The 24,749-nt window shown below is 74.0% G+C and carries 27 protein-coding genes; 12 read left to right on the top strand and 15 right to left on the bottom strand.

What is annotated here, in order from left to right:
- Positions 1-95 precede the first annotated feature (95 nt).
- Positions 96-611 carry a putative immunity protein gene (locus tag ACFRU2_RS07410; RefSeq protein ID WP_382968803.1) on the top strand — a complete coding sequence of 172 codons (516 nt, stop codon included), beginning with the start codon at positions 96-98 and terminating at the stop codon, positions 609-611.
- A gap of 147 nt (positions 612-758) precedes the next feature.
- Here the strand turns inward: ACFRU2_RS07410 and ACFRU2_RS07405 are convergent, their stop codons facing one another.
- The 3 genes from ACFRU2_RS07405 to ACFRU2_RS07395 are packed head-to-tail and all read right to left on the bottom strand — an operon-like array spanning position 759 to position 3,570.
- Positions 759-1,799 carry a LacI family DNA-binding transcriptional regulator gene (locus tag ACFRU2_RS07405; protein WP_382968801.1) on the bottom strand — a complete coding sequence of 347 codons (1,041 nt, stop codon included), beginning with the start codon at positions 1,797-1,799 and terminating at the stop codon, positions 759-761.
- A 59-nt stretch (positions 1,800-1,858) separates the two neighbouring features.
- Complete coding sequence (locus ACFRU2_RS07400; protein WP_382968798.1) at positions 1,859-2,473, bottom strand: HD domain-containing protein; 615 nt, start codon at positions 2,471-2,473, stop codon at positions 1,859-1,861.
- Between the two features lie 17 nt (positions 2,474-2,490).
- On the bottom strand, positions 2,491-3,570 hold the full coding sequence (locus ACFRU2_RS07395; RefSeq protein ID WP_382968792.1) for an RNA ligase (ATP): 1,080 nt from the start codon (positions 3,568-3,570) through the stop codon (positions 2,491-2,493).
- A 213-nt stretch (positions 3,571-3,783) separates the two neighbouring features.
- Here ACFRU2_RS07395 and ACFRU2_RS07390 point away from each other — a divergent pair, with 213 nt between their 5' ends.
- A complete protein-coding gene (locus ACFRU2_RS07390; RefSeq protein WP_382968789.1) occupies positions 3,784-4,527 on the top strand; it encodes an SDR family NAD(P)-dependent oxidoreductase in 744 nt (247 codons plus the stop codon).
- A gap of 156 nt (positions 4,528-4,683) precedes the next feature.
- On the opposite strand, the gene ACFRU2_RS07385 is transcribed toward ACFRU2_RS07390, so the two are convergent.
- The 4 genes from ACFRU2_RS07385 to ACFRU2_RS07370 form a co-directional block, all read right to left on the bottom strand.
- Entirely contained in the window at positions 4,684-5,271 is a 588-nt protein-coding gene (locus ACFRU2_RS07385) for a histidine phosphatase family protein (RefSeq protein ID WP_382968786.1), read from the bottom strand.
- Between the two features lie 108 nt (positions 5,272-5,379).
- Complete coding sequence (locus tag ACFRU2_RS07380; RefSeq protein ID WP_382968783.1) at positions 5,380-5,925, bottom strand: AAA family ATPase; 546 nt, start codon at positions 5,923-5,925, stop codon at positions 5,380-5,382.
- Between the two features lie 47 nt (positions 5,926-5,972).
- Entirely contained in the window at positions 5,973-6,734 is a 762-nt protein-coding gene (locus ACFRU2_RS07375; RefSeq protein WP_382968781.1) for a peptidoglycan-binding protein, read from the bottom strand.
- 538 nt (positions 6,735-7,272) lie between these two features.
- Complete coding sequence (locus ACFRU2_RS07370; protein WP_382968778.1) at positions 7,273-8,481, bottom strand: MFS transporter; 1,209 nt, start codon at positions 8,479-8,481, stop codon at positions 7,273-7,275.
- Positions 8,482-9,092: 611 nt separating this feature from the next.
- Here ACFRU2_RS07370 and ACFRU2_RS07365 point away from each other — a divergent pair.
- From ACFRU2_RS07365 to ACFRU2_RS07355, 3 genes are all read left to right on the top strand, one after another.
- Positions 9,093-9,581 carry a hypothetical protein gene (locus tag ACFRU2_RS07365; RefSeq protein WP_382968775.1) on the top strand — a complete coding sequence of 163 codons (489 nt, stop codon included), beginning with the start codon at positions 9,093-9,095 and terminating at the stop codon, positions 9,579-9,581.
- An 82-nt stretch (positions 9,582-9,663) separates the two neighbouring features.
- Complete coding sequence (locus ACFRU2_RS07360) at positions 9,664-10,500, top strand: MerR family transcriptional regulator (RefSeq protein ID WP_382968772.1); 837 nt, start codon at positions 9,664-9,666, stop codon at positions 10,498-10,500.
- Positions 10,501-10,529: 29 nt separating this feature from the next.
- A complete protein-coding gene (locus ACFRU2_RS07355) occupies positions 10,530-11,075 on the top strand; it encodes an adenylate kinase (protein ID WP_382968770.1) in 546 nt (181 codons plus the stop codon).
- On the opposite strand, the gene ACFRU2_RS07350 is transcribed toward ACFRU2_RS07355, so the two are convergent.
- Positions 11,042-11,395 carry a hypothetical protein gene (locus ACFRU2_RS07350; RefSeq protein ID WP_382968767.1) on the bottom strand — a complete coding sequence of 118 codons (354 nt, stop codon included), beginning with the start codon at positions 11,393-11,395 and terminating at the stop codon, positions 11,042-11,044. The two genes, ACFRU2_RS07355 and ACFRU2_RS07350, sit on opposite strands and share 34 nt — an antisense overlap.
- 126 nt (positions 11,396-11,521) lie before the next feature.
- Between ACFRU2_RS07350 and ACFRU2_RS07345 the strand changes: the two genes are divergently transcribed.
- Positions 11,522-11,983 carry a hypothetical protein gene (locus tag ACFRU2_RS07345; RefSeq protein ID WP_382968764.1) on the top strand — a complete coding sequence of 154 codons (462 nt, stop codon included), beginning with the start codon at positions 11,522-11,524 and terminating at the stop codon, positions 11,981-11,983.
- A gap of 54 nt (positions 11,984-12,037) precedes the next feature.
- Complete coding sequence (locus ACFRU2_RS07340) at positions 12,038-12,406, top strand: S26 family signal peptidase (RefSeq protein WP_382968762.1); 369 nt, start codon at positions 12,038-12,040, stop codon at positions 12,404-12,406.
- 28 nt (positions 12,407-12,434) lie between these two features.
- On the opposite strand, the gene ACFRU2_RS07335 is transcribed toward ACFRU2_RS07340, so the two are convergent.
- The 4 genes from ACFRU2_RS07335 to ACFRU2_RS07320 all read right to left on the bottom strand — a co-directional run bounded on the left by ACFRU2_RS07335 (position 12,435) and on the right by ACFRU2_RS07320 (position 16,271).
- Positions 12,435-12,827: a DUF6193 family natural product biosynthesis protein gene (locus ACFRU2_RS07335; RefSeq protein ID WP_382968759.1), complete on the bottom strand. Its 393-nt coding sequence runs from the start codon at positions 12,825-12,827 to the stop codon at positions 12,435-12,437.
- A 200-nt stretch (positions 12,828-13,027) separates the two neighbouring features.
- On the bottom strand, positions 13,028-13,288 hold the full coding sequence (locus ACFRU2_RS07330) for a ferrous iron transport protein A (protein WP_382968757.1): 261 nt from the start codon (positions 13,286-13,288) through the stop codon (positions 13,028-13,030).
- 14 nt (positions 13,289-13,302) lie between these two features.
- Positions 13,303-15,111 carry a hypothetical protein gene (locus tag ACFRU2_RS07325; protein ID WP_382968754.1) on the bottom strand — a complete coding sequence of 603 codons (1,809 nt, stop codon included), beginning with the start codon at positions 15,109-15,111 and terminating at the stop codon, positions 13,303-13,305.
- 164 nt (positions 15,112-15,275) lie between these two features.
- Positions 15,276-16,271, bottom strand: a complete 996-nt coding sequence (locus tag ACFRU2_RS07320; protein WP_382968751.1) for a helix-turn-helix transcriptional regulator — start codon at positions 16,269-16,271, stop codon at positions 15,276-15,278.
- Between the two features lie 111 nt (positions 16,272-16,382).
- On the opposite strand from ACFRU2_RS07320, the gene ACFRU2_RS07315 reads away from it, so the two are divergent.
- Positions 16,383-16,859, top strand: coding sequence for a DUF3224 domain-containing protein (locus ACFRU2_RS07315; RefSeq protein WP_382968749.1), 477 nt, complete (start codon positions 16,383-16,385; stop codon positions 16,857-16,859).
- On the opposite strand, the gene ACFRU2_RS07310 is transcribed toward ACFRU2_RS07315, so the two are convergent.
- The gene (locus tag ACFRU2_RS07310; protein ID WP_382968746.1) at positions 16,847-18,832 is read right to left on the bottom strand and encodes a heavy metal translocating P-type ATPase; all 1,986 of its coding nucleotides are present in this window, start codon (positions 18,830-18,832) and stop codon (positions 16,847-16,849) included. The genes ACFRU2_RS07315 and ACFRU2_RS07310 overlap by 13 nt on opposite strands.
- Before the next feature lie 73 nt (positions 18,833-18,905).
- Between ACFRU2_RS07310 and ACFRU2_RS07305 the strand changes: the two genes are divergently transcribed.
- Complete coding sequence (locus ACFRU2_RS07305) at positions 18,906-19,214, top strand: ArsR/SmtB family transcription factor (RefSeq protein ID WP_382968743.1); 309 nt, start codon at positions 18,906-18,908, stop codon at positions 19,212-19,214.
- A gap of 76 nt (positions 19,215-19,290) precedes the next feature.
- On the opposite strand, the gene ACFRU2_RS07300 is transcribed toward ACFRU2_RS07305, so the two are convergent.
- On the bottom strand, positions 19,291-22,020 hold the full coding sequence (locus ACFRU2_RS07300) for a DNRLRE domain-containing protein (RefSeq protein WP_382968740.1): 2,730 nt from the start codon (positions 22,018-22,020) through the stop codon (positions 19,291-19,293).
- Between the two features lie 324 nt (positions 22,021-22,344).
- On the opposite strand from ACFRU2_RS07300, the gene ACFRU2_RS07295 reads away from it, so the two are divergent.
- The 3 genes from ACFRU2_RS07295 (at position 22,345) to ACFRU2_RS07285 (ending at position 23,865) form a co-directional block, all read left to right on the top strand.
- Positions 22,345-22,647 carry a hypothetical protein gene (locus ACFRU2_RS07295; RefSeq protein ID WP_250739249.1) on the top strand — a complete coding sequence of 101 codons (303 nt, stop codon included), beginning with the start codon at positions 22,345-22,347 and terminating at the stop codon, positions 22,645-22,647.
- Positions 22,648-22,778: 131 nt separating this feature from the next.
- Entirely contained in the window at positions 22,779-23,237 is a 459-nt protein-coding gene (locus tag ACFRU2_RS07290) for a Crp/Fnr family transcriptional regulator (protein WP_382968737.1), read from the top strand.
- Between the two features lie 184 nt (positions 23,238-23,421).
- Positions 23,422-23,865 (top strand): subtilase-type protease inhibitor, encoded by a 444-nt coding sequence (locus ACFRU2_RS07285; RefSeq protein WP_382968734.1) that lies wholly within the window; start codon positions 23,422-23,424, stop codon positions 23,863-23,865.
- Between the two features lie 2 nt (positions 23,866-23,867).
- On the opposite strand, the gene ACFRU2_RS07280 is transcribed toward ACFRU2_RS07285, so the two are convergent.
- On the bottom strand, positions 23,868-24,737 hold the full coding sequence (locus tag ACFRU2_RS07280; protein ID WP_382968732.1) for a GNAT family N-acetyltransferase: 870 nt from the start codon (positions 24,735-24,737) through the stop codon (positions 23,868-23,870).
- Positions 24,738-24,749: the final 12 nt, after the last annotated feature.

Raw genomic sequence — 24,749 nt, 5'->3', positions numbered from 1 at the left:
GCATCAGAGAATCGGGGAGGTGATGATCCGGATCGCTCGGCACACCTCCCCGGCACTACTCTGACGACCCACCCGGCCGAGGAGCGGAGCACCCCATGATCCTCCCGAAGATCCGGGACCCCCGTTTCGTGACGATCCGCCGGGGCGGGACCCTCACCGACCCGGATCATCACCTCCTCGCCCTGTGGGCGGCGTCCTGCGCGGAGCACGTCCTCGACCTGTTCGAGTCGGTTCGGCCCGAGGATCCGCGGCCGCGCCGGGCGATCGATCACGCCCGCGCGTGGGTGCGCGGCGAGGTGACGATGACGCAGTCACGCGCGGCGGGCGGCCACGCGATGGGCGCGGCCAGGGACCTGCGCGGTGCGGCCCGCCACGCGGCGTACGCCGCGGGCCAGGCAGGTGCCGTCGCCCACGTCGCCGCGCACGAGCTCGGCGCGGCCGCCTACGCGATCAAGGCCGCCCGTGCCGCAGCGCCGGAAGCCGAAGCCGAGGCGGCAGGGCGCCTGGAGTGCCACTGGCAGCGCGACCAACTCCCGGAGCCGATCCGCGCCCTCGTCCTCGACGACCAGCGGCTGCGGAACGACATCTGCTGGTCGGCCTTCGACTGCTGAACCGGGCGGCTCGGCCGCATGATCCGCAGGCGGGCGTGGGCGGCACGACCACCCCGGCCGCGGCCCGTTGCGCGGGGGCCGGCTGGCACCGCGCACCGTATCCCGATGCTCCGGTCCCTCGGCCCGGTCAGCGGCCGGCGCCGCCGCTCATGCCGAGTCGCGGACCACCAGTTCCGGGTCGAAGAGCACCGCCGCGGGGGCCGTCGGGGCCGTGCCGGCCACCCGGTCCAGGAGGAGGCGGACCATTTCCGCCGCCATCTCCTCCACCGGCTGGCGGACCGTCGTCAGGCGGGGCCTGGCCGCCACCGCCGCGCCGGAGTCGTCGAAGCCGACCACCGCCACGTCCTCCGGGATCCGGCGGCCGTGTTCGCGCAGCACCAGACAGGCGCCCTGGGCCATCAGGTCGTTCGCCGCGAACACTCCGTCCAGGTCGGGGTGTTCGGCCAGCAGCGCACGCATCGCCTGCTCGCCGCCGTCCAGCGTGAAGTCCGCCTCGGCCACCCGTACCGCCGTTCCCGCCAGCTCCTCCCGGAAGCCCGCCACCCGGTCCCGGCTCGCCGGGACGTCCGCCGGGCCGCCGATCGCGGCCAGCCGCCGGCAGCCCCGGGCGAGCAGGTGCCGCGCGGCCAGTGCCCCGCCCTCGCGGTGGCGCAGGTCGACCCAGTCCAGCGGAACCCCGGGCGCCGGGCGGGCGAAGAGCACCGCGGGCAGCCCGGCGCGCGCGAGCATCCCGGGCAGCGGGTCACGGCCGTCGGTGGTGACGAGCAGTGCTCCGTCCCCACCGCCCTGGGTGAGGTACGCGACCACCTGCGCACGGTCCGCCTCTCCGTCGGCGAACAGCAGCACGGGGTGCACTCCGCGCGGGCGCAGGGCCCGTACGACCCCGCTCACCACCCGGCCGAAGAAGGGGTCCTGGAACACCCGGCCGGTGTCCGCTCCCGCGCCCGAGACCACCAGCGCGACCGCACCCGAGCGCCGGGTCACCAGCGAGCGGGCCGCGCGGTTCGGTACGTATCCGGTCGCCGCGACGGCGCGCTGGACCGCCTGCTGGATGGCGGGGTCCACGTTGCGGACCCCGTTCACCACGCGGGACACCGTGGCCCGGGACACCCCGGCGGCCCGGGCGACGTCCTCCAGGGTCGGGGCCGTGCCGGTGCCCGTACCGGTGGCCGTGCTCGCTGCGTCCATGTCGGCACTGTATCCGCCCGCCCTCAGTACCTGATCGGCCCCCGGAGCGGGCCGTGGAATCAGGCGGTGCGGCGGACGTGGATCGGGTGGGTCGCCTGGAAGGCCAGGCGGGCGTCCGCTCCGTCCGCGATCCGGGCGAGCAGCGAGTCGAGTTCGAGGTAGGCCTCCCACCGCTCGGTTCGGGACGGGGAGGCCCGTACCAGGTGGTCGACGAGCAGGTCCTCCAGGCCGGTGACCCGCTTGCCCTTCCACACCTTGTCGGCAGTGCTGACCAGCAGCTCCTCGAGGCTCACCCCGGGGTTCTCCCAGGCGCCGTGGGTGGCGGCGAAGCGGGCCCGTTCCGGGGTGAAGCCGTGCGCGAGGAGCAGCTCCCGTCCCGCTGGCTCGTGCGCCGAACCGGGGCCTTCGAGTTCGGCGGTGTGCACGGCCTTGCCGATGTCGTGCGTGGCCGCGCCGAAGAGCACGGCCTCACGGTCGAAGGCCAGCTCCGGACGGAACCGGGCGAACCAGTCCGTCAGCTCGTACGCCACGTCGTGCACGAGCCGCAGATGCGCCGCGAGCCGCGGCGGCGCGGCCACCTCGCGCAGCAGCGCGGCCACGGCCTCCGGGAGCGGGCGCATTGGCGGATCGGCCGGGGTGTCGAGCGCTCGGGCGAGGGCGGCGGATTCGGGCATCCGGCCAGACTAGGCCGTCACTCGTACTCCGTGCCCCCCTTGCGCGTCAGGTACGCCGGGCTGACCGCCTTCGCTATGGCCCGGCCTCCGAGCAGGGGGCTGTAGCGTTCCGTCGCCGGGCGGATGACGACACCCTCGCGCAGGTGCACGGCCCGGCCGGACACGGTCTCCCGGCCGCTCGCCCACTCCAGGACCTTGCCGAGGTCGTACGATCCCTCGAACAGGCGTGGCACCAGCGGGAGTTCGGACTCCACGAGAACCTCCGCCGGGTCCAGCCAGCGCACCTGGCCGTCGATCTCGGCCGAGACGTCGAAGACGGCGTACCCGGGTGGCGCGTCGGCCGCGCTCCGCACGTCGGTTCCGTACGCCAGGTCCTGGACGCCCTTGCCGTACACCTCGCCGAAGATCCCGACCCGGGTCGCCCCGAGCCGTTCCGCCAGCCGGGCCGCGGCCTCGGCCACTCCGTGACCGCGTACGGCCCGCCAGTAGAGGTTGCGCTCGTCCTCGCGGAGGGCCAGACCCCGGGATCCGAAGCCCTTCGACGAGACCAGGGTGCGGCCGTCTTCTGCGAGGTAGGTCAACAGGCAGGCGGTGCCGTGCAGTTTCTCCGTGAGGACGACCGGCTCGCCGGGCTCGAAGATCTCCGGATAGCGCTGGAGGTTCTCGATGTCCACCCACGGGAGCAGCTCGGGGGCCGCCTCCACGTCGCCGCTCATGGTCGTCGGGACGGGCGGGACCCACTTGACGACGCCGAGCAGCCCGGCGAAGTCCGTGCCCTCCTCGGCCGCCCGCCCGAGGTCCACGCCGTCCAGGGCGCGCGGCAGGCAGACGAGTCCCTGGGAGAGTTCGCCGCGCAGCCGAACGGCCTTGACGCGGTCGGCGGTGGAGCCGGCCAGGCGGCCGGTCAGTCCGAGTTCCTCGATCAACTCCGCCGGGAGGACGGACTGTTCGGGGATGTAGAGCGCGAAGTCGCCGGTCCGATACGCGCCTTTGGCCACGACCGCCCGGTAGAGACCGACTTGCGCCAGTTCTAGCGCGTCGGCGTTCGGGTGCGGATGGACTACGAGCTCTTCGGCGGTGACCCGCAGGGTCGACATGGCGGTGCTCCTCGGTAGGACGGAATCGGGCGGAGCCGCCGTGGGAACTCCGGCAGGAGCACCGGCGGACGCTCCGGCAGAGGCCCCGGCAGGGGCTCCGACAGCACTGTGCGGTACGCCATTTCCGCTGGTCCACCACATATCCCGGTGTTAGCCTGCGGCGATCCCAGGTGTGGGCACGACACGGGGTATTGCGTCACACAGGAGGCTCATATGTCACGTCGTCCGGTCACCATCGTCACCGGAGGCAGTCGCGGAATCGGCGCCGCCACGTGCGTCCGGCTCGCCGCAGACGGGCACGACCTCGTCCTCGGCTACCTCCACGACGACGCCGCCGCCAAGGCCACCGCGGACCGGGTACGGGAGGCCGGCGCCCGGTGTGTGACCGTGCGCGGCGACACCTCCGAGGAGTGCGGCGTGGACCGGCTCTTCGACATCGCCGGAGCCGAGTTCGGTACCGTCACCGGACTGGTCAACAACGCCGGAGTGACCGGCACTCCGGGCCGGCTCGCCGACATCCGGACCGAGGACCTGCGCCGCGTGCTCGACGTCAACCTCCTCGGGTACCTGCTCTGCTGCCGCCGGGCCGCCCGGGACATGGCCGAGTCGGGCGGCGGAGCGATCGTCAACGTCTCCTCCGCGGCCGCCACCCTGGGCAGTCCCGGCCGCTACGTCCATTACGCCGCGACGAAGGCCGCCACCGACACCCTGACCCTGGGCCTCTCCAAGGAGCTGGGCCCGGACGGGATCCGGGTCAACGCCGTGGCTCCCGGCATCATCGACACCGACATGCACGCCGCCATGGGCGACCCCGACCGCCCGGCACTCGCAGCCGCCGAGATCCCGCTCGGGCGGGCCGGCCAGCCGGCGGAGGTCGCCGCGGCCATCGCCTGGCTGCTGTCCGCGGACGCCGCGTACACGACCGGCACGATCCTGCGCGTCGCCGGCGGGCGCTGACGGGCCGAGCGGCGACGCCGCGCTTCGCCCGAAGGGGAGTCGGATCCTCCCCACGGCCGGGGCGTCACCGCTGGACAGTCGAGCGCACCGTGGCCCGGCGCGCCGGCTGCCGCAGGCTTCACCGCCGCTGCGAACGCAAGGCCGAGCACTTGCCGGCTACGGGACGTTCCAGGCGGAGATGAAGGGCTGCCCGTCCTCGGCGGCCAGGAAGCTGAGGGTGCCCGGATGCGGGTGGCCGAGCAGTCGGCTCGCGGACGCGTCGAGGCCGAGCCACCGCACGGTGAGCACGCGGGCCAGGTGGCCGTGCGCGACGACGGCGACGTCACCGTCGTTCAGCAGCGGACGGATGCGGTCCAACACCGCGTCCGTGCGCGCGGCCACCTGCGCGAGGTGCTCACCTGGGTGGTCGGCGTCACCGGGAAGGACGCCGTCGCGCCACAGGTCCCAACCCGGCCTCGACTCACGGATCTGCTCGGCGGTCAGGCCTTCGTAGCCGCCGTAGTCCCACTCCAGCAGGTCGGGATCGGGCCTGATGCCAGTCAGGCCGGCCAGTTCGGCCGTCCGCATGGCGCGGCTCAGCGGGCTGCTGAGCACGGCGGCCAGACGGCGGCGGGCCAGCCTCGGAGCAAGAGCCCTGGCCGCAGCTTCGCCTACGTCGGTCAGCGGTACATCGGTCCGGCCCGCGTGCTGTCCCGACAGGCTCCACTCGGTCTGACCGTGCCGGATCACTATCAGCTCACCCATGGCCGCGCACGCTATCCGATCTTGTGGCATGCCGAGACGGTTTCCTCGCCTTCTCCACCGTCAACTGCCCCTCACCATCCGCTGGCGACTCACCCCGTGAGATGAGCTCTAACCCGCGGCGCGGGGAAGCCAGTCGGCGGTGTCCACCACTTCGCGCGCGATGTCGACCACGGACCGTCCGTCAGTCGACACGCGCACGGTGTCGAGAGGCGTCCGCTCCTCCAGGATCCGCGCCTTGCGGGCGCTGCTCTCCAACTCGTGCTCCAGCTCCGAACCCAGTTCCCGAGCGGTCAGCCGCTCGCGCACGGTGGCGTCGGACGCGGTGAGCACGACCCGCACGATCCTGACGTCCGCCCCCATGGCCCGCTGGAACATGCCCTCGTTCTCGGCCAGAACGCTCACGGTGTGCGTGTAGATCAGGCGGCGGTACCCGAGCTCGGCGTAGTTCGACCAGAGCGCCGTCAGATTGCGCTCGGCGATCTTCCTGCGGCCGGGGTCTCCCTCCGGAGCCGGATGCGCCTGCCCCATGAAATCGCCTTCGATGACACAGTGGGCCACCATCGCGGCACGCAGACGCGCCGAGACCTCCCACCCCACGGTCGTCTTTCCGACGCCCGCACGCCCTCCGATGAGCAACACCTCTGTCTGATCCATGACTGCACCCTGCCACCGAGAACTCGAACCGCGCGAACGGGCCGTGTTCAGCCTTCGATGCCGAAGGCAGCGCGGGTGGCCGGACCGTAGACGCCCAGTGGGTCGCCCTTGATGCTCCGGTTCTGCTGGAGCTGGGTGACGCCACGCCGGGTCTGCTCGTCGTAGACGCCGGTGAGGGAGACGTACGTGAACCCCTGCGCGTGGAGCCGTTCCTGGAGGGCGCGCACCTCGGCCCCGCGGTCCCCCGGGCCCAGGGTGCCGTCGCCGGGAGTCGGGCGGGTGCCCGTCGGGCCCGGGGGCTTCGGGTCCCGGGTCGTACTCGGCGACGGGCCGGACGAGGGCCGTCCCGTGGCCGGCGGAGCCGTCGCGGACGGGGCTCCGGTCGCGGGCGGGCTCGGGGACTCCCCGGCCTGCGCGGTCTCCTCGCCCGCCCCCGGGCTGCGCGCGGGAAGGACCGGTACGGACAGGTTCGGCGGGACCACGGTTCGCGGCGGCTCCCGGTCGGGGCCGCGCAGGAGGTACGCGAGGGCCCCAGCCGCCCCTAGGGCGAGGAGGGCCAGTCCCACGAACGGGAGCCGGATGCCCCGCCGGTCGGCCGATGAAACCGCCGAGGGCGTGGGCCGCCGCTCCTCGGGCGCGGGGTCCGAACCGGGTGCGCGCGAGGGCGCGGGCTCCTCGGCGGACGCCCCGAAGCGCGTCGGTACGAGGATCCGCCCGGACTCCTCGGGCCAGGCGGGCGCGGAGGAGCCGTGCAGCGGGCCCGAGGGGGCCACGTAGGGGCGTACGAGCAAGCGATCGTCGTCGGGCACGATCCCACTCTCATAGGGGTCAGGGGACACGGTTGTCTCGCGGCGGGTACGGGGGACGGCGCGGCGGTGCGGTGTCGGCCCCCGTACCCGGCCGGTCAGGTCCTGCGCCGCCGGGCGACCAGGACCGTCCCGGCGCCGGCGGCCGGAACGCGGCCACCGCCGATCGCCGGGGGCGCGGACATGCCCGCGCCGAAACCGCCGACAGCTGCCGAAGCCAGAGGAGAGCGGGCGGACATGGGCATGTGAGGGATCTCCGAGGTGAAGCTCGTGCGGTGGCGCTGGACGTCCGGATGCGCGGACGCGGACGGTCCGGTTGATGGTGTTCGACCGGCGCACTCTTTCCCCAGGAGATGCCCCAGGTCAAGCCGGATGTCCGATCCACCCCATCCGCCCCGTCTGGGCATGGCCGCTTCACCGGAACCGTCCCGTCGGGATCGCCCCCTCTGCCGGGCCGGGGAGGTCGACCGTCCGGATTGCGGACGGTCAACTCCCGCTCCAGGGTCTACCGCCGGCCCGTCCTCCGGGATCCACCGCCGCTCTATCGCCGGTCGGCCGGTGAAGCGTCGCGGGCCCCGGCGGGGCCTCCGGCATCGGCGGCACCGGGCGCGGAGGCCTCGCCCCCGCCCGTGACGGCCCGCGTGGCCGTGCGGGACGTCGAGGTGACCCGGACGGTGACGGCGGCCAGGGCCATCAGGGCGGCTCCGGCCCAGGGGGCCGCGGGCACCGAGATCCCGTCGACGGCCAGACCGCCCGCCAGCGCACCCGCGGCGATGGCCAGGTTGAACATGGCCACCATGAGCGAGGAGGCGGCCTCCGCATCATCCGGTGCGGCCTTGATCATCCAGCTCTGGAGACTGACCGAGACCCCGCCGTACACGAGCCCCCAGGCCAGCAACAGCACCGTCCCCGCGACCGCTCCCGGCACCGTGGCGAGCAGCGCCAGGATCACGGTGAGGGAGGCCCCGACCGTGAACAGCGTGCGGTACGGATCGCGCGCCCCCGCCAGGAAGTTGCCGGCCACGCCCGCCACCCCGTACCCGAGGAGGAGGGTGCTCACGTAGGCGGCATCGACACCGGACACGTCCTGCAGGATGGGCCGTACGAACGTGTACGCGGCGAACTGCCCCGTCACCAGCAGGAAGGTGACGGCCACCCCGGCCCGGACCGCGCGGTTGCGCCGGAGCAGGGCCGGGAGTTGGGCGAAGGTGATGGTCCGGGTCGGCGGCAGCGGAGGGAGCAGCAGGAGCAGCGCGGCCAGGGTGAGGAGGCCGAGCCCGCCCACGGCCGCGAAGGCGAAGCGCCAGCCGCCGAGTTCACCGAGCAGGGTCCCGGCCGGGACGCCGAGCACCGAGGCCGTGGGGACTCCGCCGAAGACGAGCGCGGTGGCCCGGCCGACGTGGTGCGCCGGGACGAGGCGGACGGCGAGGCCGCCGGCTATGGCCCAGAACCCGCCGACGCTGACCCCCACGAGCAGCCGGGCGGCCAGCAGCACGCCGAAGCCCGGCGCGAGGGCCGCGACCAGGTTGGCGACGGCCATCAGGGCGATCAGCACGACCAGCACCCACCGCCGGTCGAGCCGGCCGGCGCCCACGGTGACCAGGGGCGCACAGAATCCCGCGATCAGCCCGGGCACGGTGACCATCAGCCCGGCGGTGCCGTCGGACACGCCGAGATCGGCGCCCACGGGGGTGAGCAGGCCGACGGGCAGCAACTCGGAGGTGATGAGGCAGAAGATCCCGAGCGCCACCGCCCCTACGGCCCCCCATCCCCGCCACCCGGCGACGGCCCCGTCCGGAGCGACCGCGACCGCGTCCCCGACCGTCCGGCCCGTCGCGGAGGCGGGCCCATCCGGTGATCCGGGTGATCCGGGTGATCCGGGCGGGGGCACTGGAGCAGGGTCCGAGGCAGGGACGGGAACAGGACTCGGCAGGTGCTTCGGCTCCGGGGGCTGCGGTTCGTTGCCGGGCGCGGGGGCTGCGGTCATGGGGCGGGACTCCATACGGGGCAGGCGGGAGGGCAGGCGGGCGGCCCACCGGAGCGTTCCCACCGCTCGGGCGGGGCCGGTCCGGGGAACCGGCACGGCGGTGCGGAGTACCGGAGGTCGCGCCTCCCCCGGCATCCGCACTGTCGTTCCCATCCGAACCTTGTCCGGATTTCTCCGCCAGGTCCACCCCCGTCCACGTGCGCGTGCTCCCGGGCCGGTGAACCTCCCGACACGGCAGAAACGATCACAGTGAGCCCACCGAACCGTTTCAGCAGCCCCCACGGCGCCCTTCCCGGTCCGCTCGGCCGTCCCCGCCCCACCCCCGCGCACGAGCGCGGGAACCGGCCCGCCCGCGGGTGCGGCATGGTGGTCCGATGCAGTTACGCCGGGTCCTGCCCCTCTCCCTCGTCGCCCTCCTCGCGAGCGCCGGCTGCGTGTCCGTCGGCGGCCCGGGGGTGTCCGACGTGCCCGCGCGCGACCCCGTACCGCCCGCCGATGCGCCGGATCTGAGCGGGCCGGCCGACGCGTCCCCCGCGGCCGGTGCGGTCGGGCTCCCCGCCGAGGCGCTGCCCCTCGGCGCACTCCCGGCGGGGGCCGGCGCCGACGATGACGGCGCCGACCGGGCCGCCGGGCACGCACCCGTCCGGCGTGCCGTCGAGGCCCCGCGCCCGGTGGCCGAACGACGCACGAAACCGGCCGCGCCGCGCCGCGCGCACCCGCCCAAGAAGACCGCCGCCCACCCCGACCGCCCCGCACGCAACCCCGTACCGCCGCTGCCCCGTACGGACGAGCTGTGCGCGGCTGCGGACGGTGCCCTGCCGCCTTCCATCGTGGATCTCTGCATCCGCCAAGCCGGCCGCTGACCTGGCCCGATGGCTTCACATGCCGCATATTCTGGGCGCGCTTGACTCTCACACCGTGTCAGGGCCTGCACTGGAAGGCGTCATGTTCACCATCGGAGACTTCGCCAAGCACGGCCGGGTATCGGTCCGCATGCTGCGTCACTACGACGCCCTCGGACTGCTGCACCCGGCCCGTGTCGACCCCGCCAGCGGCTACCGCTACTACGAGGCCGGGCAGCTCGCCCGCCTCAACCGTGTCATCGCGCTCAAAGAGCTCGGCTTCAGCCTGGAACAGGTGGGGTCGATACTCGACGAGCTGGTGAGCGCGGAGGAGCTGCGCGGCATGCTGCGGCTGCGGCAGGCGGAACTGGAATCGGCCATGGCCGCTGCGGCGGCCCGGCTGACCCAGGTCGAGACGAGGCTCCGGATCATCGAGAACGAGGGAACCATGTCTTCCATCGACATCGTCGTGAAGAGCCTTCCGCCCGTCCGCCTCGCCGAGTTGAGCGGGGTCGCTGCCAGCTACGACGGGCAGGACATCGGCCCGGTCATCGGCCCGCTCTACGACGAGCTGCTGAGCCGTGTCGAGGCCGCCGGCGTCACGCTGACCGACCCGGGCGTGGCGTACTACGAGGACGCCGGTGACGCGTCCCGTCCCGGTGCCGTCCTGGTCCACGCAGGGGTGGCGGTGGCGCCGGGCGTCCGGGCCGAGGACCTCGGAGGCGACGTACGCATCGTCGTGCTGCCCGCCGTCGAGCGGGCGGCCACGGTCGTACACCGGGGTTCGATGGACTCCGTCCTGCCGACCGCGCAGGCCCTGGCCCAGTGGATCGACGCGAACGGGGAGCGCTCCTCCGGCTACGCCCGCGAGGTGTCGCTGGCCTGCCCGGAGGACCGCAACCAGTGGGTCACCGAACTGCAGGAGCCCCTCGGCGCCTGACGGACCGCGCCCCCGGTTAGGCTCCGCTGATGCAACGCGTACTCGTGGTCGGCATCAGCGGAGCCGGCAAGTCCACCCTGGCCCGGGAGTTGGGACGGCTGCTCGCCCTGCCGTACCACGAGATGGACGAGCTGCACTTCTCCGGGCCGGGGTGGGCCGTCAGCCCGTCCTACGTCGCGGACCTGGAGCGGATCGGGGAGGGCGACCGGTGGATCCTCGACTCCCACGGGCCCGAGGCCGCGCGCGAGCTGCTGTGGCGGCGGGCCGACACCGTGGTGTGGCTGGACCAGCCGCGCCGTACCGTCATGCGCCGGGTCCTGGTGCGCTCGCTGCGCCGGAGCCTGCTGCGGGAGCGGCTGTTCGGCGGCAACCGGGAGCGGTGGCGGGAGTGGCTGCACGCCGACCACCCCGCGTGGTGGGCCTGGTCCCAGTACGGGGCCCGGCGTGCGGAGATCGGCGGGCTGGCCGACGACGCCCGGTTCGTTCCGCTGCGGGTGGTGCGGCTGCGCTCCCCGAAGGCCGCCGAGGCATGGCTGCGGGCTCAGCGACCCGCCGGGCGGCCGCCCGTCACGTAGGCACGACCCCGTGCCGCGCCCCGTACCGTTCCGCGCACGGCTCCGCGCCGGACCGTGCGCAGCCGACGCATCGTGGCGTGCCCGCGGCGGCGCCACTCCGCCCGCGGCAGACCGGCGCGCTGGCCGCCGCCGGTGATCAGGGCGTTGACCGGCGCGTGCGGGTCCGCGGCGAGCCCCTTGGCCACCAGGACCCCGACCACGAGCGGGACCAGGGCCACGGCGAGCGCGGAGCCGGCGGTGGTCACGTGCTGCTGCATCCGCGGGCGGTTCGCGGCGGGCGCGGTGGCGGTGGCGGCGCTGGTGACGGTCTCGGAGGTCATGCCCCCATTCGATCAGCGGGGGCCGCCCCGGGAATCGGCCCGGATACTCAGGCCGTTGGGTGTGAGGTACTCAGAAGCGGACACGACGAGAGACCGGATCGGAATCGGTCGAGGGGACAGCCGTACGTGAACACACCCGGGCAGGGCTTCGAACCGGCGAGCGGCGACGGCCCCGCGCCCTCCGAAGCGGGGCGGGCGGCGGAGCTCCGTACCGCCTACGAGGGCCTGCTGCAGATCCGCCGGCTCGTCAACGGCCCGTCCGGCGCCGGAGTTCCCGCCCCGTGGGAGCTCCGGCTGATGCCGCGCGCGGTGGCTCTCGCACTGGAGGCGGCGGGCATCCCGCCGTCGGCGCAGGACCCGGGCGGACCGCGCACCCGGACCGGGTACCGCGTGGGCTCCGCAGCCTCCGGGGAGGGCCGCGTCGAGGTGACCTGGCTCGGCCCGCCGGGCGGCGGCGCTGCTGAGGAGGAACAGGACCGCCTCACGGCCTGCGCGGCCGCCCTCGAACGCCTCGGCTGGGTCTGCCTGCTGTACCGCGGCCCCCGCCGCCGCCGCTTCCTGGAGGTCGAACCACCGCCCGCTCCCTGAGGCCACCGCCGAAATCCGGTACCCGCGGGGCCCCCGCCGGGGGACACTCACCGGATGGGAATGCTCGACGTCCAGGCAGACCGCGTCCGCGCGGGCGCAACGGTGGAATTCCGGCCCACCGGCACGTCCATGGTCCCGCTCGTCCACAGCCGGCAACGCGTCCAGGTCGCCCCGACGGACCCCACGCTGCTGGAACCCGGCGACATCGTGCTGGCCCGGGTGTCCGGCACGGTGTACCTCCACCTCGTCACGGCCGTGGACCCTCCGCGCCGCCGGGTCCAGATCTCCAACAACCGGGGCCGCATCAACGGCTGGACCGGCCACGACCGCGTCTTCGGCATCTGCCTCGCGGTGGACGGCGTCCCCCGCCCCGGGGCGGCGGCCAAGGCCCGCACGACACCGGACACCGCGGGCCCGGCCTGATCCGGAAGACACGCCCCAAGCGTGCCGTTCAACCATCGAACCGCTCTTGCATCGCCTCGTGGACCGCGAGTTCGTCCGAAGTCCCGAGAAAGGCCGGCCCACAGCCGACCGGAAGGCGCTCCACAACCATGGCGATGGCTTGTGAGACCGTCTCCGCAGGCCCCACGGCCTGCGAACGGAGAGGACCCGACACCCAGTAATGTCCGTCGGCTGCAGGCTGGATGTAGGGGATGTCCCACGTCCACCGTTGTTCGGTGCAGCGGCTGAAGTGCAGCTCGCCCATGCCGGTCCAGGGGAAAAGCTGTCGCAGGCCCGGTTCGGCGTACGCCGCGTCCAGCAGCTCCGGGCGCACGCGTCCGTCCGCGCGGACCTTTTGCCAGCCTGCTTCGACAGCGTCATCGCTCGATGGCCCCAGTGTCATGGGGCCATCATGACCACCATCCTTCAGTCTCGCCGGTGGCGAGGACATGGCCGCCGTCACAGCGGGCGGCCAGCTGTCGGTTCTTCGAGCCGAGCGCACGCCCGGGGCCGGCCCACGCGGCCCGGTCACCGAAGACGACCACACCGCCGTGCTTGGTCGGCCCGCACGCAGCGAGCGCAGCCGCGTGACCTGCGGGAGGTCTACGCCTCGGGCTCCGGGTCGGCCCTCAGGTAGCGACCCCAGATCTGGGCCTTGCGATAGGGGCCGTCCCCGCCGCTGTCGTACTGCGGTGTGTCGAAGGTGACCCAGTACAGCAGCTCACCCTCGAATGCCCGGGCGTGCTCGTTGGGTTCGGGTGCACACATCGCGTCGACCGTTCCAGCGAACTCGACCTGCCAAGGCCCGTCCCAGACCGGGTCACGGACGACCGTGACCCGGCTGCCCTGCACCAGTGCACCCATCGGCCATGTCCGGCTCAAGGTCTGAGCACCGAGGCCGAAGCCGTCTCGTCTCCGGTGTCCGGGCCTGCCGGTCGGGGCTCGGTGATCCGGTGCAGGGTGTTGTGGACCGCTTCTGCCAGGCGTTCGTCCTCGCGCATCTCCTCGTCGCGGTCACCGAGGTACATCGGGATGCGGACGCTGTGCTCCGCCGCCGCCCGCAGGGCGGGAAGGGCCGGTGCTGCGGCGGGGCCCAGGGCTGCCAGGACTCGGCAGACGTACGGGCCGAAGCCATCGCGCGCCACGTGGTCCAGGAGGGCGTCGAGCGGCGGGCCCGTCGGCTCGTCACTGGCGTGCAGCCACAAGGTGGCGAGGAGTCGCGGGTGCGCGCGCTCCGCGTCGGCGGCGTTCTCGCGGAGCCGGGCCACGTGGTGGGGCTCCAGTCCGCCGTGGTCGGCCAGCCACTCCAGGATCCGGGCCGCCAGGGCGATGTCGCGCGGCCGGTCCCCCAGTCCGGCGAGCGTCTCCTCCGCCCGGCGGCGGTCCCCGGAGATCCGGATCCGGGCCATGGCGGTGTGCCCGGCGCGGGTGCCGGGACCGTTCTCGGGGATCGCGTCGAGGAGGGGCAGGGCGGGTGCCGCCGCCGGGCCGATGGCTCCGAGCGTCGCGATCAGGCTGCCCGCCAGGCGGCGCTCCCGTTGGTTGCGCGGACCGTCGGCCGGCAGCCCTGCCAGCATCCGGACCAGCGCGGGCACGGCAGGGGCCGCGGCCGCTCCGCACGCGCTCAGAACGGCGAGCGCCCGTTGCGCTTCCTCGGACCCGGGCAGGTCCAGGGCCGCCACGGCCGCCGCCACGAGCGGAGCGAGGTCCGCGCCGGGTACACCGGCCAGGCCCTTGGCGGCTTCCGCGGACCGCCACCCGGACGATCCCGCGCGGACGATCCGGCAGAGCTCCGGGAGGGCCCGTACGTCCCCGATCCGGGCGAGCGCCAACGTGGCCGTCTCCGCCCGGCCCGCGCCGGGCTCCGCCAGTTCCTCCCGGCACAGCCGGGCGGCCTCCAGCGAGGCCCCGAGCACGCGTGCGGCCGCGGGCCCCGCCGAGGGGTCCGCCAGCAGCGGCCGCAGGTGCGGTACGAGGGCCGCCGGGGCGGCCCGCCAGTGGCGCATCGCCTCCGCCGCCAGGTCCACGGCCGCGAGGCGGGCCGCCTCCGTCGGCCGGACCGCGAGCCGGGCGATCCACGCGTAGCAGGTGCTCTCGTCCACGGAGCTGCGCGCCTTCATCCCCCACACGGTGCCGATCCGCCAGGTCACCCGGCTGCCGGGGCCGCCGATCCGCGTCCCGGCGACGTCGAGGTCCTCGAGGACGGCTTCGCCCTCGGGAGCCGGGGTGGCGCGCAGTCTGACCGCAGGATCGGCGTCGGTGCGCAGCCGCTCCGCGAGGCCGTCCCCGTCCCGTACGAGCAGGGCCTCGGCCAGCGCGAGGCGGGCCACGGGGTCCGGTGCGCCGGGATGGTCCACCGGGGCGGTCAGGAGCTGCTCGGCCCCCGCCCGGTCCGCCTCGGCGAACAGCCAGGCGGCCGCCCGCCGCACGGGCGGGTCGGGGTCGTCCAGCAGGGGCAGCGCGGTCCGGGCCGCGGCCGTACGGTCCTCGGCGCCGGATGCCAGGTCGGCGAGCAGCCGGAGCACCCACAGCCGTACGTCGCCCCGCGCGCCGGAGGCAAGGGAGGCGAGCCGCCTCGCCTCGGGGCCGTCGCCGTCACGGCGTACGGCGGCGAAGACCGCGGAGCGGGCCGCCCCGTAGGCATCGCCGGTACGGTCCTGCCCGGCCTCGTCCAGCCAGGCATCCACACAGTCGGCCGGGCCCTCGGGACCCGGCGGTCGGGGGCTCAAAGCCCCGGGCGCAGAACGCCCTTTCGCATCGTCGTCATGCCGTGGATCTTCGTCGGGCCACCGGCCGGGCGCAACCGGTTTCCCACCAGCGCTCGCCGGCCATCGCCGGTTCTCGCAGGTTCTCACCTGTAGCGCCCGGCCAGCTCGGCCACCGTGTCCGCGAGGGCCCGGCGCAGCTCCGGCGGTCCGAGCACCTCGGCCTCCGCGCCGAGGCGGAGCAGGTCGCCGACGGCCACGGAACCGGACTCGACGGCGAGTTCCACGCCCACCCAGCCGTCCGCGTCCGGCGGCCCCGCGGTGGCGAGGGCGCGGACGCCCGCCGCCCCGAACCACATCGGCAGCAGGCGCCGGGCGTGCGGGGAGAGCCGTACGAAGGCGGTCTGTCGGCGCGTGGCCGCCTCCAGGCGGCGGGCGGACTCCTCCCAGTAGGCGGCGAGTTCGAACCCCTCGGGGCGTTCGAAGCGCTCGCCCCGGGTGTCCACGGCGAGGAACCGCCCCACCCGGTAGGTCCGCACGGCGCCCTCGGCCTCGTCCGCCCCGTCCGCCCCGTCCGCCGCGGCCCGGGCGACCAGGTACCAGATGCCGCCCTTGAGGACGAGTCCGAGCGGCCACAGCGCCCGGTGGACGGCTCCGCTCCAGCGGCGGTAGTGGGTCTTCAGGATCCGCTGCTCCCACACCGCCTCGGCGATCTGCGCGAGGTGCGGTACGGGGTCGGCGTCCCGGAACCAGGCGGGCGCGTCGAGGTGGAAGCGCTGCTGGATCCGGCGGGCCCGGTCGGCGAGTTCGGCGGGGAGGGCGGCCTCGAGTTTCAGCTGCGCGGCGGTGAGGTCCGCGCCGAGGCCGAGGTCCCGGGCGGGGCCGGGGGCGCCGGCGAGGAACAGGGATCCGGCCTGGACGTCGGTGAGGCCGGTGAGCCGGGTCCGGTAACCGTCGACGAGGCGGAATCCGCCGGCCGGCCCGCGGTCCGCGTGGATGGGGATCCCCGAGGCTCCGAGCGCCTCGACGTCCCGGTACACGGTGCGGACGGAGACCTCCAGCTCGGCGGCGAGGTCGGGGGCGGTCATCCGGCCGCGGTTCTGGAGCAGCAGGAGGAGGGAGAGGAGCCGGTCGGCGCGCATGCGGTCATTGTCCGGCATACCTGACAGGAGATGTCAGGTACACGGACCAGGCTGTGCGCAGACGGGCCGACAGCCCGCCGAACACCGATCCGCCCGCACCAGGAGGCCCCCGTGCCCACGCCCGCATCCGCGCCCACGCCCACGCCCACGCCCAACGGTTTCACCTTCAAGGACTGGGAGGAGCACCCCGTCGGCCCGGAAGGCGTCTTCCCCCGCCTGGCCCGTGCCACGGTCACCAACGCCTTCACCGGCGCCCTCACCGCCCCCGCGACCACCTGCGCCTACACCGTGGCCTACACGGGGGACAGCACCGGCACCTTCACCGGCATGGAGCTGGTCACCGGCACCGTCGACGGCCGCGAAGGCGCCTTCGTCCTGGAGGAACGCGGCACCTTCGACGCCACCGGCACCCACTGCACCTTCACCGTGGTCCCCGGCTCGGGCACCGACGGCCTGACCGGCCTCGGCGGCTCCGGCTCCTTCGCCCACCGCTACGGCGACACCTCGGTGGAGTACGCCTTCGACTACGCGTTCACGGACGCGGCCGCAGGTGCAGCGGCGGTCCCGGCCACGGCTCAGTCGGCGTAGCGCAGCAAGCGCAGCGCGTTGGCGACGACCACGAGGGTGGAACCCTCGTGGACCAGGACCGCCGGGCCGATGCCGAGGCCCAGGGCGGTGGCCGGGACGAGCACCGCGACGATGCCGAGGCTCAGCCAGAGGTTCTGGCGGATGATGCGGCTCGCGCGGCGGCTGAGGCCGGTGATGAAGGGGAGCCGGCGCAGGTCGTCGGACATCAGGGCGATGTCCGCCGTCTCCAGCGCCACGGCCGAGCCGGCCGCGCCCATCGCCACGCCGACGGTGGCGCCGGCCATGGCCGGGGCGTCGTTCACGCCGTCGCCGATCATGGCCGTACGGGCCGTGCGGCGCAGCCGGGTCACCTCGGCGACCTTGTCCTCGGGCAGCAGGCCGCCCCGGACCTCCTCCACGCCGACCGCGCGGCCCACCGCGTCGGCCACCCGCTGGTCGTCGCCGGACAGCATCACGGTCCGCTGCACGCCGAGCCCGCGCAGGGCGGCCACCGCTGCGGCGGCCTCGGGGCGCGGGGCGTCCATCAGGCCGAGCGTGCCGAGCCAGCGGTCACCCCGGCGGACCAGCATGGTCGTGCGGCCGGTCCGGGCGAGTTCCTCCGTACGGGCGCGGAGCCGGGCCGGTACGGGCGGGCCCGCGAGGGTGTCCGCGTAGGCGAGGCTGCCGATGTGGACGGCCTCCCCGTCGAGCTCGGCGACGATCCCGAGGCCGACGAGGGCGCGCAGGTTCCCGGCCTCGGAATCGGCGGCCGTCCGCACGAGTCCCGCACCGTCGCGGACCACGGCCTGTGCGAGGGGGTGGTCGCTGAGGCGCTGCGCGGCGACGGCGGTGCGCAGCAGCTCCTCGCGCCCGGCGGCGTGGACGGGCTCGATCTCGGTGAGGCGGGGCCGGCCCTCGGTCAGGGTGCCGGTCTTGTCGAAGGCGATGGTCCGCAGCCGGCCGAACTCCTCCAGCGGCGCCCCGCCCTTGACCAGGACTCCCCCGCGCGCCGCCCGGCCCACGGCGCTGAGTACGGCGGCCGGGGTGGCGATGGCCAGGGCGCAGGGGCTGGCGGCGACGAGGACGGCCATGGCGCGGTAGAAGGTGTCGGCGAAGGGCTCGCCGGTGAGCGCCCCGGCGGCGAGCAGTACGGCGACGAGTACGAGGACGCCCGGTACGAAGAACTTCGTGAACCGCTCGGTGAACCGCTGGGTCGGCGAGGTGCGCTCCTCGGCGTCCTGCACCAGCTTGACGACCCTGGCCAGGGTGTTCTCCCCGGCGAGACGGGTGACGGCGATGTCGAGGGCGCCGGATCCGTTGACCGTGCCGGCGTAGACGCGGCTCTCCGGACCGGCGGCCGCGCCGGGGTCGGCGAGGGCGGCGGCCCGGTCGGCGACGGGGACCTTGTCCGCGGGGACGCTCTCGCCGGTGATGGGCGACTGGTCGACGCTGCCGGTGCCGGCGGCGACGAAGCCGTCGGCCGGGACCCGGGTGTGGGGGCGGACGACGACGGTGTCCCCGACGGCCAGCTCCTCGACGGGGACCTCCACCGGCGGCCCCGCGTCCCGGCGCACCAGGGCGGTACTCGGGGCCAGCGCGCCGAGCGCTTCGATGGAGCGGCGGGCCCGGCCCATGGCGTAGCCCTCCAGGGCGTGGCCGAGGCTGAACAGGACGAGCAGGACGGCGCCCTCCTCCCAGCGCCCGATCGCGGCCGCGCCGGCCGCGGCGACGAGCATGAGGAAGTCGACCTGGAAGCGGCCGCCGCGTACGGCGAGGAGGGCCTCGCGGAGGGTGAAGAACCCGCCGAAGGCGTACGCCGCGATGAAGAGGGCCTGCGGTACGGGGCCTCCGTGGCCGGTGAGCTGGAGGGTCAGGCCCGTGAGGTAGACGGTGAGGGCGAGCAGGGCGCTGACCAGCTCCGCGCGCTCGCCCAGGAATCCGTGGCGGTGGGTGGTCGCACCACCGCTCGTGGTCGCGTTCTCGGCTTCAGTCATGACATCAACATATCAGCATGTTGAAATATATGAACCTGGAGAGATCCTGATGTACTGATCTAAAGTGACCGGCATGCAACCGGAACCGCTCACCGAACCGGACGCCGCCGCCGTGGCCGAGGTCCTGCAGGGCCTGGCCTCCCCGGCCCGGATCCGCATCCTCGCCCGCCTGCTGGACGCCCCCTGCTCGGTCGGCGAGCTGGCCGAGGCACTCGACCTCGGCCAGCCCACCGTCTCGAACCATCTGCGGCTCCTGCGTCACCTCGACCTGGTGACCGGCCGCCGCGACGGGCGCAGCGTGATCTACGAACTCCACGACGCGCACGTCGCCGCCCTGCTCCGGCAGATCCTGGCGCACGTCCACCACGCCGGCCGGGACTGAGCGGGGGGCGTCTCGAACCGCGACGGCGGCCGGGCGAAGTATCCGCACCGGCCGCCGCACGTAGGAACAGGTCCCGCTACGGCGCGCCGAAGGTGAGCGTCAGCTTCGGGCCGCCCTCGTTGGCCGCGGCCTCCGAGGACCACAGCCACAGGGCGTCCGTCCCGGCGCTGCTCAGCGCCAGGCCGTAGGCACTGCCGAGCGCTCCGGCGACGGTGGCCTTGTCCAGGCCGGTCGTCTGGACGGCCGAGCCGTCCGGGACGCCCGCGAAGCTGCCGAGCGCCGGGCTGCCGAGGGCCGGGCGGTTGGCGTACGTGGTTCCGGCCTCCGTCCAGGAGCCGGTGACCGGGAGCACGGACACCGTGTCCGTCGTACCGGCGCCGGCCATGGTGCTGGTCTTCACGCTCAGCACGGCCGACTTGAGCACCGTGCCGGCGGGGGCGGCGGGCAGGTTGAACCGCAGGTAGCTCGCGTAGAACGAGGTTCCGCGGACCGCGAGCGAGCCGGACGTCCCGTAATTGGTGCTCGGGGCGCCCGCGTTGGCGTAGGTGTCCTCCGCGGCCTGGACCTCCACGACCGAGTCGGCCGGGGCGGAGGCCAGGGTGTGGTGGTTCTGCACCTGGGCCGCGCTCAGGACCGTCGGGTAGACGGCGGTCTCGTCCAGCTGGCCCGCCCAGTACTCGCTGACCGGACGGTCCGGCCAGCCGCCGAGGCTGTCGCCGCCCACGTGCCAGTAACCGGCGAAGTTCTCGTGCGCGGTGAAGCCCAGCGTGCCCTTCTGGGCGCCGTCCACGTACAGGGTCATGCCGCCCGGACCCTGGGTCGCGACGACGTGGTGCCACTGGTTGTCGTTGTACGCGGCTGCGGTCGTGACGGTGTGGGTCCCGCCGCTGTAGACGCCGTAGACGAGCCGGCCGTCATTGGTCATGTAGATGTGCTTGTCGTACTGACTGCTGCCGCGGGCCTGGTTGTTGCCGAACCCGATGAGCTTTCCGCCCGTGGTGGTGTTCGTCTTGAACCAGGTCTCGATGCTGTAGGTGGAGCCGACGTTCTGGCGGCGGTCCCCGTACACCTGGGTGTCCGTGCCGTTGAAGCCGATGGCCGTGCTCGCGCCCGTGACCGCACCGGGCGTCTGGCGCAGGGCGGGGGCGTTCAGGTGCACACCGCTCTGGTTGCCGTCCGCGGAGTCCGCGACGAAGGGCAGGGCCGACTCGTCGTAGCGCCAGAACAGCTGGGCACCGTCCGTGCGGACCGCGCTGGGGTACGCGTCGGCCGAGGTGGGCACCGTCACGCTCGCCGTCGCCGACAGGGCGCTGGCATTGCCGGCCGCGTCGGTGGCGGTCACCCGGTAGGTGTAGGACTGCCCCGCGGTGACGGTGGTGTCGGTCCAGGAGGCCTGCGGACGGCGGAAGAACAGCGAGTCCGCCTCGACCGTGGCGATCGGAGTGGCCGAACCGTTGCGGTAGACCTTGTACGTGAGCCTGCTGTCGTCCAGGTCGAGGCTGGTGCGCCAGCGCACCTGCGCCTCACCGGGCTTGAAGCTCACGGCGCTCGTCACCGGGACGCTGGGCGCGCCCGTGTCCCCGGTGGAGGCGAAGCGCGTCAGGCTCTGCTGCGCCGCACCGTTGACGGTGGTGAACTCGCCGCCGACCCAGAGGTACTGGACTCCGCCCTTGGAACCGACCGCCATCGCGCGCGGGCCGATGCCCTCGCCGATGCCGTCGTTGGTGTCGGGTGCCCAGCCCAGCTTGCCGGTCGAGGCGGTCGGCTGCGCGAGCAGGTGGTGGCGCTGCCCGTCCGGGAACTCGCCGATGCCGGAGCAGTCGTGCGCGTGCGAGGCGCTGTAGAGCACGTCCTGGTACGGGAGCACGGCCTGGGTCGCCCCGAGGCAGGTGTCGCGCCAGCGCTGGCCGAAGTCGCTCAGGTTCAGGGCGATCCGGCCGTCGAAGACGCCTCCGCCCGTCCCCTCGTTGCCGGTGTAGAAGCCGGTCGCGTCGGTGGCGATGTCCTTGACCACCGAGTTGGTCTCGATGAACCCCGGGTAGGCCTTGGTGACGGCGCCGCTCGTCGCGTCGACGACGGCGAGGGCGTGGCTGTTCGTACCGCCCACGGTGAAGAAGTCACCGCCCAGGACCACGTGCGAGCCGTCCGGGGTGACCTCGACGGCGCGGCCCGGCTCGTCGGCGTTCGCGGTGAACGGCTTCAGCGTGCCGTCGGCCGCGTTCACGGCGGCGAACCGCTCGCGGGGCTGGCCCGCGACGGTGAGGAAGTCGCCGCCCGCGTACACGGTGTCGCCGGTGACGGCGAGGGCCCGGACGGTGGCCGCGAAGGCGGGCCGGAAGTCGGTCTTCACGGTGCAGCTCGCCACGTCGATGGCGGCGATGCTGGACACCGCGGTGCCGTTGACGGCGCCGAAATAGCCGCCGGCGTACAGGGTCGACTTGTCCGGCGAGAGGACGAGCGCGCGGACGGTGGCGGTACCGGAACCCACGGTGAAGGACAGCTTGCAGGAGGTCGGGGCGCCCGTCGCGGCGTCGAGCGTCGCGAAGTTCACCGCCTCCTGCTCGGTTCCGGCGGCGCCGTCCGGCGGGCGCACCGCCGAGAAGGTACCGCCGACGAAGACCTGGTCGCCCGCCTCGGCGAGGGCCCAGACGACACCGTTGACCTGCCAGGTAGGCAGTTCGTCGGCGGTGAAGGCCACCGGCGGCGTGATGGCCGCGGCCTCTTCGACGAGGCCGAGGCCCATGGCCGTGCAGGTGCCGGCCAGGGCCAGGGTGAGAGCGGCTGCCAGCCCTCTGGATCTACGCATGAACCCCCCAGTTCGATATGGAATGCGGAATGACGGACCGTGAAAAACGGAATGGCCGGAAGCTATCGTACGGACGTCCACGGCCGTACCCACGGGCGCCCGGAGGGAACCCCGGCCCCTTTCACCGCACTTGACCCATCGGATGCCAAATCGCACCGACCCGCCCGTCCGGAACATGGGACGCCGGGCCCGTTCCGGCGATTGCCGCCCCACCCGGGCCCGCGCCCCTCTACGGTGCCCTGGGGGGACGGCACAGGCACGGGCAGAAGCGCACGCCCGGGGACGTACGCGGGCGCGGGCGCGGTACCGGAGGGGCGGAGCGGGATGAGCGACGAAGAAGACACGCGACTGGCCAGGATGACCCCCGAGATCTCCCGCCGCACCCTGACCCTGCTCCGCGGCCTGGCCGGGCTGGAACCACCGGAGCAGGTGCCCGAGGAGGCGATGAACACCGCCGACGAGGTCCTCGCCGAGTACGGAACCGACGGGCTCCGCGTGCTGGTGATGACCCTGGCGGCTTGGGCGACGGCACAGATCGAGAACGTCTCCGAACTGAGCGGGCGCAGCCACGAGGCCGTGCTCGACGCCATGGAGCTGGCCTGCCTGGAGGCCGGTGCCGAGGAGTGACCGCAGAGTAGCCGGGGAGCACCTCAGGGTTTGCGTCGCCGAAAATCGGACAATCCACCGGGGGCGGACACCCCGGATTCGGCCCGGCGTCAGCGACACTGGGGAGCGGGGGGTCCCGATCGGAGGCCGTCGTGAGCACACCTTCCCCCATCCGGATCGCTGCCGTCCTGTCGACCGAGCACCGCGGACGGCTGATGTCCCACGCCCGTGAGGTCAATTTCCCCGAGGGCGCGCGGATCTTCGACGAGGGCAACCGGGCGGATTCCTTCTGGATCGTGCGGTCCGGCACGGTGACCCTGGAGATCCCGGTTCCGGGTCGCCGGCCCACGCCCATCGAGAGCCTGGGCCCGGGAGAACTGGTCGGCTGGTCGTGGCTGTTCCCGCCGTTCGTGTGGCAGCTGGGCGCCGAGGCCATGACGCCGGTCCGCGCGTACGAGTTCGACGCCACGACCGTACGGATGCTCATGGACGCCGATCCGGCCTTCGGGTCCGCCCTCGGCCACTGGGTCGGGCGGGTCCTGGCGCTGCGGCTGCACCAGACCCGGACCCGCCTCCTCGACACGTACGCCCCCCGGCTCGCCGCGAGCTGACCCGGGCGGTTCGGGCCGATTCCGCCGGCCGCTCCCCCACAGGTCAGCCGCCCCGGACCGCTGCGGTCTGCGGTCATGCGTGCGCACTGCGTGACGAGAAGTAGAGGTGCGAACGGGCGTTCCGGTTCCGCATGGGCAAGACTCGCGTCCGTTATCCGACGCAACGACGCGAGGAGTGTTCGACATGCGATCCGTCACCAGGACCCTGGGACTGTCGTCCGCCGCCATGGGGCTCACCGCCCTCACCGCCCTGGCCGGCTCGGGCGCCGCCGGAGCCGCGCCCGCCGGCGGCGAAAGCCTGTACGCCCCGTCCGCGCTCGTCCTGAGCGTCACCGACGGCGAGGACGCGGTGAGCGGTACGGTGCTGCGCGCGGTCACCCTGGTCTGCGCGCCCCGGCCCGGCGGAACCCACCCGGACCCGGAAGCCGCCTGCGCCGAGTTACAGGCCCACGCCCCCGACCTGGACGCACTCGCCGAGCCGCGCCCCGACGCGGCGTGTACCCGGGAGTGGAGCCCGCTGACCGTCACCGCCGAAGGCGTGTGGCAGGGCCGCCGGATGAGCTACGCCTACACCTACGCGAACCCGTGCGCGCTGTGGAACAGCACCGGCACGGCCTTCGCCATCTGAGTTCAGCCCAGCTCCAGGCTCGTGACCCCGTAGATGCCGGTCAGGTCGAGGTCCGGTTCCTGGCCGGTGTACATCCGGGCGGTCTCGAACGTCGGGGTCAGGCCCAGTCCGCCCAGCAGGGCGGCGGCTCGCGGATGGGCGTCCGGCACGTCCACGGCGACCTTGCCGTCGGGGGTCCGTTCCGCGAGCCGGAGCAGGAGGGCGGCCGCGACGGCCGGGTCGGCGGCGTAGAGCGGGCCGACGCGCGAGGCGCCGCTGCTCGGCCGGACCACTGCGAGCCCCTCGACCCGGCCGTCCCGGACGGCGGCGAGGGCGGTGCGGCCGGGCAGCGCGACCCAGGCGGCGAGGAAGGCGTCGCGCGGCGTGGGGAAGAACCTCCGGTCGTACGCGGCGAGTTGCCCGAAGGGCAGGGTGGTCGCGTCCACGATCCGCACCCCGGGCGCCGGCTCCTCCGGAAGGTCCCCGGACGCCTGCGGCGCCCCCTCGTAACGGACGTTGTTCCAGGCCGAGCGGAAGCCGGACTTGCGGTAGTTGTGCTGCTGCTCGACCACCCCGTCCAGCCCGACGAGCCGCCCGTCGAGCCGCTCCATCCCGGCCTTCCACAACCGGATCCCGTACCCCTGCCCGCGCACGTCGGGGCGGGCGATGTAGAAGCCGATGAAGCCGAATCCGGCGCCGTACCGGACGGCCGAGATGCAGGCGACGGGCTCCCCGCGGAGCCGCCCGACGAGGAATCCGCCCGGATCGGCGACGGCGAAGGCGAAGCGGTCGGAGTCCCCGGGGTTCCAGCCCTCCTCATCGGCCCAGTCCCGGAGGAGCGCCATGTCGGCGGCGCTCGCGCCGTTGATCTCGAATCCAGCGAGTCCCGTCATGTCCGCTGTTGT

It is taken from the genome of Streptomyces sp. NPDC056883, assembly GCF_042788835.1.
Lineage (GTDB): Bacteria > Actinomycetota > Actinomycetes > Streptomycetales > Streptomycetaceae > Streptomyces > Streptomyces stoeckheimensis.
The sequence above is the reverse complement of the archived record's forward strand: the minus strand, read 5'-3'. Positions and strand labels throughout refer to the sequence as shown.